At 34.7% G+C, this 16,385-nt stretch carries 13 protein-coding genes and 2 pseudogenes; 10 read left to right on the top strand and 5 right to left on the bottom strand.

What is annotated here, in order from left to right:
- Positions 1-81 precede the first annotated feature (81 nt).
- The 5 genes from ACZZZT_RS24095 (at position 82) to ACZZZT_RS24115 (ending at position 5,135) form a co-directional block, all read left to right on the top strand.
- Positions 82-627, top strand: coding sequence for a dihydrofolate reductase family protein (locus tag ACZZZT_RS24095; RefSeq protein WP_463462215.1), 546 nt, complete (start codon positions 82-84; stop codon positions 625-627).
- Between the two features lie 138 nt (positions 628-765).
- Entirely contained in the window at positions 766-2,640 is a 1,875-nt protein-coding gene (locus ACZZZT_RS24100; RefSeq protein ID WP_463462216.1) for a peptidase U32 family protein, read from the top strand.
- A gap of 438 nt (positions 2,641-3,078) precedes the next feature.
- Entirely contained in the window at positions 3,079-4,239 is a 1,161-nt protein-coding gene (gene purT / locus ACZZZT_RS24105; RefSeq protein WP_463462217.1) for a formate-dependent phosphoribosylglycinamide formyltransferase, read from the top strand.
- Between the two features lie 3 nt (positions 4,240-4,242).
- Positions 4,243-4,560 (top strand): DUF6370 family protein, encoded by a 318-nt coding sequence (locus tag ACZZZT_RS24110; RefSeq protein WP_463462218.1) that lies wholly within the window; start codon positions 4,243-4,245, stop codon positions 4,558-4,560.
- Positions 4,560-5,135, top strand: coding sequence for a Crp/Fnr family transcriptional regulator (locus ACZZZT_RS24115; protein WP_463462219.1), 576 nt, complete (start codon positions 4,560-4,562; stop codon positions 5,133-5,135). Before ACZZZT_RS24110 ends, ACZZZT_RS24115 begins: the two co-directional genes overlap by 1 nt.
- Before the next feature lie 79 nt (positions 5,136-5,214).
- On the opposite strand, the gene aceA is transcribed toward ACZZZT_RS24115, so the two are convergent.
- Together aceA and aceB are read right to left on the bottom strand one after the other, a co-directional pair.
- Positions 5,215-6,495 (bottom strand): isocitrate lyase, encoded by a 1,281-nt coding sequence (gene aceA, locus ACZZZT_RS24120; RefSeq protein WP_073396970.1) that lies wholly within the window; start codon positions 6,493-6,495, stop codon positions 5,215-5,217.
- A gap of 137 nt (positions 6,496-6,632) precedes the next feature.
- The gene (gene aceB / locus ACZZZT_RS24125; RefSeq protein ID WP_463462220.1) at positions 6,633-8,279 is read right to left on the bottom strand and encodes a malate synthase A; all 1,647 of its coding nucleotides are present in this window, start codon (positions 8,277-8,279) and stop codon (positions 6,633-6,635) included.
- A gap of 160 nt (positions 8,280-8,439) precedes the next feature.
- Here aceB and ACZZZT_RS24130 point away from each other — a divergent pair.
- The 3 genes and pseudogenes from ACZZZT_RS24130 (at position 8,440) to ACZZZT_RS24140 (ending at position 11,716) form a co-directional block, all read left to right on the top strand.
- Positions 8,440-9,920 (top strand): annotated as a pseudogene (locus ACZZZT_RS24130) (helix-turn-helix domain-containing protein).
- 396 nt (positions 9,921-10,316) lie between these two features.
- Positions 10,317-11,033, top strand: a complete 717-nt coding sequence (locus tag ACZZZT_RS24135; RefSeq protein WP_073396961.1) for a pirin family protein — start codon at positions 10,317-10,319, stop codon at positions 11,031-11,033.
- A 150-nt stretch (positions 11,034-11,183) separates the two neighbouring features.
- Positions 11,184-11,716: pseudogene (locus tag ACZZZT_RS24140) on the top strand (YceI family protein).
- A 165-nt stretch (positions 11,717-11,881) separates the two neighbouring features.
- Here the strand turns inward: ACZZZT_RS24140 and ACZZZT_RS24145 are convergent.
- On the bottom strand, positions 11,882-12,769 hold the full coding sequence (locus tag ACZZZT_RS24145; protein ID WP_463462221.1) for an AraC family transcriptional regulator: 888 nt from the start codon (positions 12,767-12,769) through the stop codon (positions 11,882-11,884).
- Between the two features lie 151 nt (positions 12,770-12,920).
- On the opposite strand from ACZZZT_RS24145, the gene ACZZZT_RS24150 reads away from it, so the two are divergent.
- A complete protein-coding gene (locus ACZZZT_RS24150) occupies positions 12,921-13,283 on the top strand; it encodes a DUF983 domain-containing protein (protein ID WP_042565714.1) in 363 nt (120 codons plus the stop codon).
- Between the two features lie 73 nt (positions 13,284-13,356).
- Positions 13,357-14,232 (top strand): ACP S-malonyltransferase, encoded by an 876-nt coding sequence (gene fabD, locus ACZZZT_RS24155; protein WP_302094671.1) that lies wholly within the window; start codon positions 13,357-13,359, stop codon positions 14,230-14,232.
- 116 nt (positions 14,233-14,348) lie between these two features.
- On the opposite strand, the gene ACZZZT_RS24160 is transcribed toward fabD, so the two are convergent.
- The gene (locus tag ACZZZT_RS24160; RefSeq protein ID WP_463462222.1) at positions 14,349-15,251 is read right to left on the bottom strand and encodes a DMT family transporter; all 903 of its coding nucleotides are present in this window, start codon (positions 15,249-15,251) and stop codon (positions 14,349-14,351) included.
- Between the two features lie 80 nt (positions 15,252-15,331).
- Complete coding sequence (gene galE, locus ACZZZT_RS24165; protein WP_463462223.1) at positions 15,332-16,348, bottom strand: UDP-glucose 4-epimerase GalE; 1,017 nt, start codon at positions 16,346-16,348, stop codon at positions 15,332-15,334.
- Between the last annotated feature and the right edge of the window lie 37 nt (positions 16,349-16,385).

Genomic DNA, 16,385 nt, shown 5'->3' on the forward strand with positions numbered 1-16,385 from the left:
TCTCAGTTTTGTAAAATTGAGAAGGTTTTTTGTTTTATAAAAAACAGAAATAGCATATTTTTATATCAAAAAAATACTCAAATGAAAAAAGTAATTCTAGATTTAGCAGTAACATTAGACGGTTTTATTGAAGGACCAAACGGAGAAATTGATTGGTGCATCATGGATGACGATATGGATTTTGATGGTTTCTTATCTGGCATAGACACTATTTTTTACGGTCGTGTGAGTTATGAAGCCTGGGGCAATTTTCAACCTGATGAAAATGCAAGCCCAGCCGAAAAAGCACTTTGGAATGGAGTACATTCAAAAAAGAAATATGTTTTTTCCAGTCAAAATAAAAAAGATGATAATGCTATTTTCATAAATTCTGATATTTCACAAAAGGTAAATGAAATTAAAAAACAGTCCGGAAAAGATATTTGGTTATACGGCGGAGCAAGTCTTATTAAAACATTTATTCAACAAAATCTTATTGACATTTACAGAATATCAGTTCATCCAACAGTTTTAGGAAATGGCAAACCATTGTTTGAAGACTTAAAAGAACGAATAGAACTAAAGCTGCTTGAAACAAATATTTTCAAGTCTGGAGTTGTACAGCTTATCTATGAGCCAATCAAATAAACAAAAACCATAACCATCATCATTCTATATTAGTTAACTATTTCAAAAAAGTCACTTCAGTATTAGTAAACTCGAAATATTTATAAGAACTTTGCAAACTTTTTTGCGTGAATACCACAAAAGCCTAAAGTTCTAAAAATGAAGAAGAAAATTGAAATATTAGCTCCTGCTAAAGATTTAATTGGTGGAATGGCCGCCATCAATAGTGGCGCAGATGCAGTCTATATTGGAGCCCCACAATTTGGCGCCCGATCAAATGCCAACAATTCTATCGAAGATGTTGCAGCTTTAGTACAATATGCACATTTATTTAATGCACAGGTTTTTGTCGTTATGAACACCATTTTGTACGACAACGAACTAGAAACGTGTCGCCAAATGATTTGGGAATTATACGAAATTGGTGTTGATGCACTGATTATTCAGGATATGGCGATTATGGAAATGGAGCTCCCTCCTATCGTACTTCACGCCAGTACACAAGCCAACAATCGTGACGCTGATAAGATTAAATTCCTTAAAGATGCGGGAATCAAACGTGTGGTTTTGGCCCGCGAATTAAATCTGCATCAAATTAAAACAATATACGACGAGGCAGATGTTGAACTAGAGTTTTTCGTAACCGGAGCATTATGTGTTTCCTTCAGTGGAAACTGTTATATGAGTGTGGCCAACGGAGAACGCAGCGCCAATCGTGGTTCTTGCGCTCAAAACTGCCGTTTGCCTTATAACTTAATCGACGGAAACGGAGAAACCTTAATCAAAAACAGTCACTTACTTTCTATTAAAGATTTAGATATTTCAGATCAGATTCCAAATTTAATTGAAGCCGGAATTGTTTCTTTTAAAATTGAAGGAAGATTAAAAGATGTTGTTTATGTAAAAAACAACGTGTCGTTTTTACGTCAAAAATTAGACAGTTTCTTAGAAGGCGAAGGAAGCGATAAATACATGAAAGCTTCATCTGGAACTTGTACCTATACTTTCGATTCTTCTCTAAGCAGAACTTTCAACCGCGGTTATACTGACTATTTTGTAAACGATAGAAATCATAGTATCGGATCTTGGGAAAGCCCAAAATCAAAAGGACAATATATTGGTAAATTAATCCGAACCGTTGGTAACGCCTACGAAATCGAAAATGGTGAATTTTTAAACAACGGTGATGGACTTTGTTTCATCAATGAAAATAATGAAGCTGACGGAATTTATGTAAACAAAGCCGAAAACGGGAAAATATATCCAAACGTTTTAAAAGAAATTAAAGACGGAACTTTTATTTACCGAAATAACGACGCTGCTTTCATCAAAATTGTAGAAAGAGAAGACAGTGCGGTTCGAAAAATCAGCACGACTTTATTGCTTACAGAAAATGAAACCGGTTTTGAATTAATCGCAACCGATGAAGATGGAAACGTAAGCACCGTAAATTTAGATCATTCAAAAGAGCAGACTAAAACGGGCGAATCAATAGAAGAAAACATCAAAACACAATTGGCAAAAACAGGTTTTACACCTTATACAGCTAATGAAATTAATGTAATGTTTTCTCAAAACTGGTTCCTTCCTATTTCTAAAATCAACGAAATGAGAAGAACCGTTTACGATCAGTTAACCGAAATTCGTTTGAAAAATTACAAACGCGAAGAACACCAATTGGTAAAAACGTCACATCCATATCCTGAAACCAAACTAGATTTCATGTACAACGTTTCAAACAAAACGGCTCGTAAATTCTACGAACGTCACGGCGTAACCGAAATCGAAAAAGCATTCGAATTACAATGGGATCCGGGAAAATCTCGTGTTATGACAACTAAATATTGCATTAAATACGAATTAAAAAAATGCCCAATACACCAAAAAGACATCATGGGTGTTAAAGTAAAAGAACCATTAGTTTTAAAACAAGGCGAGCTTGAATACAAACTAAAATTCAACTGCAAACCTTGTGAAATGGAAATCTGGGAAAAAGACGCCGAATTTGAAATCGAAGAAGATCATTTTCATTAAAATACAAACCGATACTTAATTAAGTATCGGTTTTTTATTTTGGGCGTGTCCCTCCGGGTCGGGCTATCCGCTGCAAGTCCTCGCACTTCCTTCGTCAGGCTGTGGGCTTTCCACTTCTATCCCTCACGCAAATCGTAAAAAAAGAAAATTCATTTCAAAAAAAATGAAGCTCCAGGTTGGCTTTAACCAAAACCGAGTATTTGGCTAAAGCCCTGACTATTCAACATTATTCCTCCAGCTAAAGCTGGAGGCAATTCAAACTACTTATTTTCAAAAAACTAAATCCGCCAGATCTGCAAAATGTGCGTGAGAAATCCTTTGCGAACTTTTTTATCTTAAAAACAAAAACTTCGCGTTCTCTGCGTAATCCTTTGCGAACTTTGCGGTTAAAAACATTTTTCCCTACTTTTACTATTCCAAAATACAAACTTTCCCCCTATGAAAATACTACTCCTCGGTTCAGGTGAGTTAGGCAAAGAATTTGTCATTGCCGCACAACGAATCGGTCAAACCATAATTGCAGTTGATAGTTACGAAAATGCTCCTGCAATGCAGGTTGCACACGGTTTCGAAGTCATCAACATGCTAGACGGCGAAGCTCTTGACCGAATTGTAGCCAAACACAAACCAGATTTTATAGTTCCAGAGATAGAAGCCATTCGCACAGAACGTTTTTACGATTACGAAAAACAAGGTATTACTGTTGTTCCTTCAGCGAAAGCGGCCAACTTTACCATGAATCGTAAAGCCATTCGTGATTTGGCAGCAAAAGAATTAGGCCTAAAAACAGCCAAATATCAATACGCAACTTCGGCAGAAGAATTGCAAAAAGCCGTTCAGGAAGTTGGAATCCCGTGTGTGGTAAAACCCCTAATGTCCTCTTCAGGAAAAGGGCAATCGACTATAAAAACCGAAAGTGATATCAAAAAAGCATGGCAATATGCCGTTGCAGGTTCACGTGGAGATGTTATTGAAGTTATTGTAGAAGCTTTTGTTGATTTTCATTCGGAAATTACCCTTTTAACTATTACTCAAAATAATAACCCAACCTTATTTTGCGCTCCAATTGGTCACAGACAAGAACGCGGCGATTATCAGGAAAGCTGGCAGCCTGCTTTAGTTTCAGAAAAAGACTTGTACGAAGCGCAGGATATGGCTGAAAAAATTACCGAAGCACTTGGTGGAGCAGGGCTTTTTGGCGTTGAATTTTTCCTGACCAATGAAGGCGTTTATTTCTCAGAACTTTCCCCTCGCCCACACGATACGGGAATGGTAACTTTGGCGGGAACTCAAAACTTCAACGAATTTGAATTGCATTTACGTGCGATTTTAAGTTTGCCTATTTTCGAGATTACATTAGAAAAAGCCGGAGCAAGCGCTGTAATTTTGGCTTCAGAAGATTCTGCAAATCCAACGTTTACCGGAATTGAGAAAGTAGCGGCATTGCCAAAAACTGATTTCAGGATTTTTGGTAAACCAACTTCAAGACCATACCGAAGAATGGGAGTTGTTTTAAGCAACGATTCATTAGCAACCCCAATCGAAGAAATCATAGAAAGAGCCAAAAAAACAGCAACATTAATCACTGTAAATTCTTAAAAAATGAAAAAAATACTATTTATGATTTTCCTGTTTATCGGAATTTCAATTCAGGCACAGACTAAAAAAGTAATTGATAAACCTCAAATTGTTGAAGCCTCTTGTGGTGAATGCCAATTTGGAATGAAAGGCAAAAGCTGTGATTTAGCTGTTCGAATTGACGGAAAAACATATTTCGTTGACGGAACAACAATTCACGATCACGGCGACGCACATGCTGAAGACGGATTTTGTAATGCTATTAGAAAAGCTTCTGTAACGGGAACAATCGAAAAAAACCGTTTTAAAGCAACTTCATTCACTTTGATAAAAGAAAAATAATGGAGTTAATTCTTGAAAACATTGCCAAGCATGTTTTGCTAACAGCAGAGGAACAAGCGCTTTTTTTATCCAAATTAGAAACAAACACTTACAAACCCAAAACTATCTTATTGAATGCCGGTGAAATCTGCAAACATTCGTATTTTGTAAATTCCGGGATTTTAAGAAGTTTCAATATTAATGACAATATTGTTGAACATGTTTTATCATTTGCCTGCGAAGGCTGGTGGATGAGCGATATGTACAGCTTTTTTTCGCAAAAACCGGGACAGCTTTTTATTGAAGTTTTAGAAGAAGCTGAAGTTGTTTCTTTATCCAAGGAAAATCAGGAACAATTGTACCTGGAGATTCCACAACTCGAACGCTTTTTCAGGATTTTAATTGAAAACTCATTAGTTGCCAATCAGCAAAGGTTAATGGACAACTTAAGTTTACCAGCAGAAGAAAGATTTGAAAAATTTACTACCAAATACGGATCTTTGGTTCACAAAGTTCCGCAAAAACAAATTGCTTCTTTCATTGGTGTAACGCCCGAATTTTTCAGTAAAATGAAAGCCAGGCTTTTGAAGAAATAAGATTTTCCGCCACGAATTCACGAATTATTTTTTTACAATCTTTAAGAATAAAAATTCGTGAATTCGTGGCGGAAAAAAATTAAAATTGCTCAACCTCTGTAGAATGTTTCATTGCTGTTGTTGTTGATTTTCCAATTGTTACGGTGTTTTGAACCGCATCAAAATAAGAAGTTCCCACAAAAGCCTGGTGTTTTACAGCTCTGAACCCGTTTTTCTGCAAAGCAAATTCTCTTTCCTGCAATTCAGAATATCCTGCCATGCCGCGTTCTTTGTAGGCTTTAGACAATTCAAACATACTTGTATTCAAAGCATGGAATCCCGCCAAAGTAATGAACTGGAATTTATATCCCATTGCCGCCAAGTCTTCTCTAAAAGTTTCCATTTCTGCAACAGATAATTTTGCAGCCCAATTAAATGAAGGCGAACAATTATATGCCAACATTTTATCTGGAAATTCTTTTCGCATTGCATCAGCAAATTTCTTCGCATAAACCAAATCCGGATTACTCGTTTCCATCCAAATCAAATCAGCGTAAGGAGCGTAGCTTAAGCCTCTTGCAATTCCCTGATCTATTCCGTTTTTTACATAAAAGAAACCTTCGTTTGTTTTTTCACCCGTAATAAATTTAGCATCTCTTGGGTCGGCATCGCTGGTTAATAAATTAGCCGCATCAGCGTCTGTTCGCGCTACAATAAGCGTAGAAACTCCCATAACATCTGACGCTAAACGTGCCGCAATCAGTTTATTAATGGCTTCTTGTGTTGGTACCAAAACTTTTCCGCCTAAATGACCGCATTTTTTAGCAGAACTTAATTGATCTTCAAAATGAACTCCCGAAGCTCCGGCTTCAATCATTGATTTCATTAATTCGAAAGCATTTAGATTTCCTCCAAAACCAGCTTCGGCGTCGGCCACAATCGGAACCAGATAGTCTTTTTTATCTTTCACCTCATTTACAACCTGAATCTGATCAGCGCGCAATAAGGCATTGTTTATTTTTTTAACTACAATTGGTACACTATTTACCGGATAAAGCGATTGATCCGGGTACATTTCTCCCGCCAAATTCGCATCAGCAGCCACTTGCCAGCCGCTTAAATAAATCGCTTCTAAACCAGCATCGACTTCCTGAATCGCCTGATTTCCTGTTAAAGCGCCCAACCCAGCTACATAATCCTGACTTTTTAACTTTTTCCATAATTTTTGCGCTCCCATTTTGGCAATAGAATGCTCAATTTGATAAGAACCCTGAAGCGTCACTACTTCTGTAGCCGTGTACGGGCGCTCAACTCCCTTCCATCTCGGGTTCGTGATCCAATCGTTAATCAATTCCTGAATTCTGTCTTCTGTTGTTTTCATAAATAATATAGTTAAGTTGGTTAGTAAAGCATTTCATTCAAATTAAAAATTTGGAATTAAAAATTAAAAATATTTTTTTCACGCAGATTTAGCAGATAGTGCAGATTTTTAATTTTTAATTCCAAATTTTTAATTATCTAAAGGTATTTGTAACACGGAATCGTCAAAAAGTCAACAAAATCAGTATTTACAACTAATCTTTCTAAAACTTTTTCGGCTAAAGGAAATTGACGTTTTTCGTAATTTTCTTCTCCTAATTCCGATTTAATTTTCTGATATTCATCTAAAGCCAATTCGTGATAATAAGCCAGATTCAAAATTTTGCCATTATCTAAAGTCACTTTGTTTTGAAGCCATTGCCACAATTGCGATCTCGAAATTTCTGCCGTTGCAGCATCTTCCATCAAGTTATGCAACGCCGCTGCACCTTGACCATTTAGCCATGAAGCCAAATACAAAATACCTACATTGATATTTTTTCGAACGCCGTTTTCTGTAATTATCCCGATTGGCGGTTCCAGCAAATCTTCTTCCGTAATTTTTCGATATTCTCTTTTAATATGAATTTGATTCGGAGTTGGCATTCCGGCATCAAAAACTGATTTTGCTAAAGAAACTAAATCCGGATGCGCCACCCAGGTTCCGTCGTGACCATTTTTTACCTCGCGTTCTTTATCTGTTTTTACTTTTGCGAAAGCGATGGCATTCGCTTCTTCATCATTTTTAATCGGAATTTGAGCTGCCATTCCGCCAATTGCGTGAATTCCACGTTTGTGACATCTCTGGATTACCAGATTTGAATACGCATTCATAAAAGGCGAAGTCATGTTTACCTGATCACGATCCGGAACAATGAATTTTGGGTTCTTACCGAATTTCTTTATGTAAGAGAAAATATAATCCCAACGACCGCAATTCAAGCCAACAATATGTTCTTTCAATTCGTAGATAATTTCATCTAATTGAAAACTGGCTGTTATCGTTTCAATTAAAACCGTCACTTTTATAGTTCCTCTTTTCAGTCTTAAATAATTTTCGGTAAAATCAATTACGTTATTCCACCAGCGTGCTTCCAGATAATGCTCCAATTTTGGAATATAGAAATACGGTCCGGAATTGTTCTCCAATAATTTTTTATGATTATGAAAAACATAAAGCCCAAAATCTACCAAAGAACCCGAAACTTCTTTTCCATCAATTAAAAGATGTTTTTCAGGCAAATGCAATCCTCTTGGACGAACGATCAGCGTTGCGATTTTTTCATTTAACTGATAAGATTTATTTTTAACCGAATCTGTATAAGAAATCGTTTTATTGACAGCATCAATTAAATTCATTTGACCTTCCATCAAATTTTGCCAGGTTGGCGAAGTACTATCTTCAAAATCAGCCATAAAAGTCTTTGCTCCCGAATTGAGCGCGTTGATAATCATTTTACGATCAACCGGACCGGTAATTTCTACTCTTCTGTCCAACAAATCCTTCGGAATTTCTCCAGCCACCCAATTACTTTCTCTGACGGTTTTGGTATCTGAAGGAAAAGAAGGCATAATACCCAGATTTAAAGCGACCTGTTTTTGGTCACGTTGTAATAACAACAATTTGCGTTGCGCTTCAAATTTTCGATGCAATTCTGTTATAAAAACAATTGCTTCTTCTGTCCAAATTGTTGGATAAGAAAACTTTTTTCGGCTAAAAATTCCATTGCCGTCTCGGTAATTTCTAATTGGTTTTTCATAGCTGTGGATTTTATTTTTATTAGTAAAATCAAAATTGTTACTCAATTTGTATCTCTTGTAAAAACATTTTAATTATAACAATCTGATATCTAATAATTTCTACACCACAATATTATAAAAAAGTTTTTTACAAAACAAGCGAACGTTCTCTAAATATTAAAAATAATATTTTGGCGATTGTTTTTTAAATAGCTATATTTGAATCATGGATATCGAAAAAGACTATATAAAGCTGATATTTGGGCTCAAACTGAAACAGGTTCGAACTCAAAAAAATCTTTCCCTTTTTGGCTTAGCCAAATTGACAAATCTTTCAAAATCGTATTTAAACGAAATTGAAAAGGGAAAAAATATCCAAAAACAGATAAAATCTTACTGCTTTGTAAACATCTTGACGTTTCATACGATCAAATGATATCCTTAAAACTCGATAACAACCTCGCTCCTATTGGCGAGATCTTAAAATCCGGAATTTTAAAAGAGATTCCGCTTGAGCTTTTTGGAATCCAGGAAGCTGATTTAATTGATATTATCGCCAATGCTCCGGCCAAAGTCAATGCGTTTATAAGTACAATTATCGAAATTGCACAGCATTATAATTTAAGCAGAGAAAGTTTTTTCCTGGCTGCGTTACGTTCATATCAGGAAGCGCACAGCAATTATTTTGAAGATTTAGAGGAAAAGGTAATTGCTTTTTCGAAATCCTTTCAAATTAATTTAGATTCGAAAATTACTATCGAAGAATTAGAAGCGATTCTTAAAGAAGAATACGAATATACTATAGAAGAAATTGCTTTTACAGATCAGGAAGCTTTAGAGGATTTACGTTCTATTTATGTTCCAAAAAGCAAAACGTTATTGCTTTCAACAGAAATTGATCATCCACAGAAAGCCTTTATTTTAGCCAAAGAAATAGCCTATAATTACCTAAAAATATCAGATAGACTACTGACTTTCAGCTGGATTAAATTTGATAATTTTGATCAGGTTTTGCATAATTTTTATGCTTCTTATTTTGCCGGAGCTTTATTATTACCTAGACAATTGGTAGTTAATACAATCAATGATTTTCTTTTAAACGAAAAACCAAATCCGGAAGAATTCGTTGCTTTAATTGAAAGTTTTGAAGTTTCTCCAGAGTCTTTTTATCAAAGATTAACCAATTTATTGCCGAAAGATTTTCATCTGAAGAACTTATTCTTTTTAAGAATGTCGCATAAAATTGGTTCTGATTTTTATCAAATCAAAAAAGAATTACACATAACGAATCAGCAAGAACCGCACGCGAACGAAACCAACGAACATTATTGCAGAAGATGGGTTTCGGTAAAAACCATAGACGAAGCAATCAGACAAAATAAACCTCATTTTTTTGATGCACAGATTTCAAGCTATGTACATAGCGGAAATGAATATCTGGTTTTTTCATCGGCCACAAAAGATCCTTTTATAAAAGACAATATTCGCAGTATTTCTGTTGGAATTTTGATAAATCCGACAATGAAAAAGAAATTCAAATTCATCGAAGGAAAACCGCTTGTAAAACGAATTGTTGGTGTTACCTGCGAAACCTGCGATGTAAAAAACTGTCTTGAACGCGCCGCGCCGCCAATTGCATTGGAAAAGAAAAAGCGTCATGAAAATACGGATTTGGTTGTTCAGCAGTTTATTTCTCAGTATAGCTAATTATGATTTTAGATTTTAGATTGTAGATTTTAGATTTTAGATTTAGATTTTAGATTTTAGATTTTTACGCAACATCGCTAAAGCTCCTTCGGAGCATCATATTTATAGCTAAATATACAATCCAACACCAAAGCTCCAGCGGAGCGAAATATTAGTGCTAAATAAAATATATCGCCCCGCTGGAGCTTTGGTGATTCGTTTCAATAATTCCTATAAATATTCTGTCCCTCTGGGACTTCTCTTGTTTCTATCATATTTTCGATCAAGATAAAAAACCTTAGAATCTTAGTGCCTTAGAAACTCAGAACCTTCAAAAAACTTTCTTAATCTACATTAAGTGCTCTTCATTGACCTTGATAGTATCTTTGTACTATAAAAATACAAAACATACACATCATGGAAAATATAGTATTACATAAAGCAGAAACAAGAGGAAATGCAAATCACGGATGGTTAAACGCTTATCACAGTTTTAGTTTCGCAAGCTGGTACAATCCAGATAGAATTCAGTTTGGTGCACTTCGTGTTTTGAACGATGATACAATTGCGGGCGGAATGGGTTTTGGTACGCATCCTCACGATAATATGGAAATTATTACAATACCGCTTGAAGGTGATTTAGCACACAAAGACAGTATGGGAAATACTGAAATCATCAAAAACGGCGATATTCAGGTTATGAGTGCGGGAACTGGTGTGCAGCACAGTGAGTTTAACCCAAATGAAGATCAGCAAACTAAATTGTTGCAAATCTGGTTGTTCCCAAATAAAAGAAATGTAACACCACGTTACCAACAAATAACTTTGGATGTTGCTGACAGACACAATAAATTATCTCAGATTTTATCTCCAAATGCAGATGATGAAGGAGTATGGATTCACCAGGATGCCTGGTTTAATATGGGTAATTTTGACTCAGGTGTATCTACTGAATACACAATCAAAAAAGAAGGAAACGGAGTTTACGCTTTCATCTTAAAAGGAAATGTAACTATTAACGGTCAGGAATTAAACACTCGTGATGCCATTGGTATTTCAGGAACTGATGTTTTGAATATAAAAGCAAACACTGATGCTGAATTTTTATTAATGGATATTCCGATGAACTATTAATTCAGGACTTCTTTCAAACAATAAACAAAACAAATTGGATTCAAAAACACTTCGTTATTTATTTCTTAATCTAGGTTAAGTGCTTAATGAAGACACCCGAAGTAACTTTGTCCTATCAAAATGAAATTAATATTTAAAAAAATAAAAATTATGGCAACTACAAAATGGTCAATTGACCCAACTCACTCAGAAATTGGTTTTAAAGTTAAACACATGATGTTTACAAATGTTTCAGGAAAATTTGGAACTTACGATGCTTCAATCACTACAGAAGGAAATGATTTTGAAAACGCAGCAATCGAATTTTCAGGCGATATTGCGTCTATCGATACTGCAAATGCAGACAGAGACGGTCACTTAAGAAGTGCTGATTTCTTTGATGCTGAAAACAATCCAAAATTAACTTTCAAAGCTTCTTCATTCAAAAAAATTGATGATGGAGATTATGAAATTACTGGAGACCTAAACATTAAAGGTGTTTCTAAATCAGTAACTTTTCCTGTAGATTTTAGCGGAATCATGACTGATCCTTGGGGAAATACTAAAGTTGGTTTAAGCATTGAAGGAAAAATTAATCGTAAAGATTGGGGTTTAAACTGGAACTCTGCTCTAGAAACTGGGGGGTTTTGGTTGGAGAAGAAGTTCGTTTAAACATTGAATTACAATTTGTAAAACAAGCTTAATCTTGTAATAAATAGGTTTTAATTTGGTTGGTTAAAAACCCTGTACTTTTTAGAAAGTGCAGGGTTTTTTCTTTTTGAAATAAAGGAAAAATCGCCACGAATTCACAAATTATATTTTTCCAAACTTTGCGCTATAAAAATTCGTGAATTCGTGGCGGAAAAAAATTATCGCACTGTATTTCTAAATTCAGTTGGAGACATTCCTGTTTGTTTTTTGAAAAATCTCGAGAAATACGAGTAATCTTCGTAGCCAACAGCAAATGCAATTTCGTTTATAGACAATTGTTTATCGATTAACATTCGTTTGATTTCGAGAATAACGCGATCTGTAATTACTTCGGTTGCTGTTTTCTGAAGGATTTCATTACAGATTCTGTTTAAATGTTTTAGGGTGATATTTAATTTTTCTGCATAAAAAGAAGGCAGCTTTTCTTGTCTGAAATATTGTTCCAAAAGCCTTTCAAACATATTAATTTTAATATTATATGAATGTGCCTGATGTGAATAAGTTTCACTATATTTTCTGGAAATTTCAATATGAATGCAATCTAATAAATTCAGCAATTTATCTAATTGGAATTTGTTTTCCTGATTGTTTTCTTGATTGTTTTCTTGATTGTTTTCCTGAATTAATAAATCAAAATAAAGCTGTATTTTAGGTATTTCTGTTTCTTCAAAAACCATTTCCGGCCGATTGTGAATGGAATGATAAAAATTATAATCGTTTATCTTTTTTTGACCGAAATATAAATTATAAAGTTCCTGCGAAAAAATAACCACAAAGCCTTGAATATCTTCGGATAAACTCCAATGGTGCATTTGACCGGGCTGAAGAACGAATAAACTTCCTCTTTTTATTTCGAACTGATCAAAATCGACTTCGTGCAATCCTGAACCATTTGTAAAAAAAACCATCAAATAGGAATCGTGACGATGTGGTTCTTCGACAAAACTGTGACTTTTTAAATGTTCTGTAAAAGTATTGACGTAAAAATCGCGATGAACATCATTACAACTAAAATTCTGAACACTATAAATTGGATACTTTTTCATACGCGATTAGATTGTAGATTTTAGATTTTGGAATTTAAAATTTGGAATTTCCAGAACAAAATGTCTTTATTGTGCTATAAGTAGCGAAGATATAAAAAAGACTTTTATCCTACTCTGAATTACCTTTGTATAAATAAAAAACATCAAGATCATGTCACATGCATTAACTCATATTTTAAGTAACGAATGTCCTGTTTGTCATAAAGGAAAAGTATTTAAAGATAAAAGTATTTTTTTGACTTTTGGTCTTCCAAAAATGAACGAATACTGCAGTCACTGCAATTATAAATTCCAAAAAGAGCCTGGCTATTTTTTTGGCGCAATGTATGTAAATTACGGATTAACTGTTGCGCAAGGCATTGCTACTTATTGTATTGCACAGTTTTTCTTTGATCAAACATTTGATTTAAGAATCATTCCCATCATTGCTGTTGTAATTACTTTACTCACTTCTTTCAATCTTCGATTTTCAAGATTAGCATGGATTTATATGTTTAAGGATTATACGAGCTAAAAAAATACTACTTTTGCCTTTCAATTGAAACTAATTTTCAATTCTAAAAAAAAATAAAAATTAAATTAGACAAATGAAAGCATACGTATTTCCAGGTCAGGGCGCACAGTTTACAGGAATGGGCAAAGACTTATATGAATCATCGGCTTTAGCCAAAGAATTATTCGAAAAAGCTAATGAAATCTTAGGTTTTAGAATTACAGATATTATGTTCGAAGGTACTGCCGAAGAACTAAAAGAAACTAAAGTTACACAGCCGGCCGTATTTTTACACTCTGTTATTTTAGCCAAAACTTTAGGCGAAGATTTTAAGCCTGAAATGGTTGCAGGACATTCTTTAGGAGAATTTTCAGCATTGGTTGCCAACGGAACTTTATCTTTTGAAGATGGTTTGAAATTAGTTTCTCAACGTGCTTTGGCAATGCAAAAAGCTTGCGAAATTACACCATCTACAATGGCTGCGGTTTTAGGTCTTGCTGATAATATTGTTGAAGAAGTTTGTGCTTCTATCGACGGAATTGTGGTTGCTGCAAACTACAACTGCCCAGGACAATTGGTAATTTCAGGAGAAACTTCTGCTGTTGAAAAAGCTTGTGAAGCCATGAAAGCTGCCGGAGCAAAACGCGCCTTAATTTTACCTGTTGGAGGAGCATTTCACTCACCAATGATGGAACCTGCAAGAGAAGAACTGGCAGCTGCAATTGAAGCAACTACTTTCTCTACTCCTATTTGTCCGGTTTACCAAAACGTAACGGCAAATGCAGTTTCTGATGCCAGCGAAATAAAAAAGAATTTAATTATACAATTGACTGCTCCCGTAAAATGGACACAATCTGTACAACAAATGATCGCTGACGGCGCTACTTTGTTTACTGAAGTTGGTCCAGGAAAAGTATTAGCAGGTTTGATCAATAAAATTGATAAAGAAGCGGTTACGGCGAATGCTTAATTTAATAGTTTTAAGTTAAAAACTATACCTATAAAAAATCCTCATAACGAAATGTTATGAGGATTTTGCTTTTACTTATTTAGAAGAATACACTTCAACGATTTAGATTTTATGCTTTAAACACTCTTCTCTTTCTTTTTATAATTAATAATAAAAACTCCCAAAATAATAAGTATCGTTGCTATAATAAAATCTACTGTAATTCTTTCATTTAAAATTAACCAGCCTAAAAAAACTGCAATAATTGTATTCACGTAAGATAAAATAGAAACCTGTACAGCCGTTACATGTTTTAGAGCATAATTATAACAGAAAAAAGCAATAACTGACCCAAATACAGACAAATACAAAGCAGCAAAAACACTTCTTGAACTCCATGAGCTTAAATCAGGATTTGGTGAAAAAATAAAAGCCAAAACAAGCTGAATACACGAAGCCATCGAAAACTGATAAAATAAATTTAACGCAATATTATTCGGTTTATGAGCTTGCATTTTAATACAAATTGTGCCTGCTGCCCATGCCAAAATTGCCAAACTTATAAACATGAGTCCGTGTTTATAATTATCATCCAAGAACGATCCGAGTCCGTCTTTGAAAATAAAAACAACGCCTGAAAATCCGATTATAACCCCTATAAATCCTCTCAAGCTTGCTTTTTGCAATCCAAACAAGATGCCTCCAATAAAAATAAGCACTGGCGACAAAGCACTCATTACAGATGCCAGTCCGCTAGGGAGAGTTTGTTCTGCGATTGTGGTAAAACCATTCGCAATAACAATCATTAATACCGACGGAACCAACTGATGTTTTAAATTTTTCCAGCCAATCCATGTCAATTCTTTTTTAAACAGCAAAATGATCATAACGATCAAACCGGCTAATCCCTGACGAATTGATGTTACAAACCATGGCGGAATTGTTTCTACAGCAACGCGAATTCCTAAAAAAGTAGTTCCCCAAATAATCCCTACGGCAGTTAAGGCAAATAGTAATTTGTAATTTAAACTTTGTCTCATAATATTTAAGATGCCTTTGAATAAAAAAATCCCAAATTATAATTGTATAATTTGGGATTTTATAATTTTAATTTAAGAAATTATTTATTCCTTACTTTTTGTTCCCATTCCCAAGCACTTGACATTGCCTCATCTAATGTTAGTTGAGCTTTCCATCCTAAAACATTGTTTGCTTTATCTGTATTTGCATAGGCTTCGGTAATATCACCCTCGCGACGTGGCTTAATTATGTATGGCAGTTTTTTATCGCTTACTTTTTCAAAACTATGAATGACTTCAAGAACTGAACTTCCTTTTCCGGTTCCCAAATTAAAAGTTTCTACTTTTTGTACATTCTTTTTATTTAACAAACGCTGTAATGCAATTACGTGTGCCTTTGCTAAATCTACAACGTGTATGTAATCGCGAACTGCTGTTCCGTCTGGCGTTGGGTAATCATTACCAAAAACAGATAATTCCTGACGCAATCCCATTCCGGTTTGCGTAATAAACGGAACCAGATTTTGAGGAACCCCTAAAGGTAATTCTCCAATTTCTGTACTTGGGTGCGCTCCAACCGGGTTGAAATAACGTAACAAAATAGCACTTATATTGGTAACTTTTGCAGTATCATTGATGATTTCTTCTCCGATTTGTTTGGTATTTCCATAAGGAGACATTGCTGCCTGAACAGGCGCATCTTCTGTAATTGGCATTTTTTCGGCTTGACCGTAAACCGTACAAGACGAACTAAAAATAAAACTTGCCTCAGGTTTTTCTTTTAATTCCTGCAACAAATAAACTAAACTACTAATATTGTTCTCGTAGTATAATAACGGATTTTCAACACTTTCACCAACTGCTTTTGAAGCTGCAAAATGAATTACGCCCGCAACGTCATTATATTTTTTAAAGAAATCCTTTACTGCGGCTTTTTCTCTTAAATCTATTTTTTCAAACAGAGGTTTTTTCCCCGTAATATTTACGATTCCTTGTATAACATCTTCTGAAGCATTAGAAAGATCATCAATTATCACAACTTCAAAGCCTTCATTTTGTAATTCAACTACGGTATGCGAACCTATAAATCCTAATCCTCCGGTTACTAATATTTTCATTTTTTTAGATTACAGAAAATAGAATTAAGAAGATAGA

The organism is Flavobacterium sp. AC274 (genome assembly GCF_979258275.1).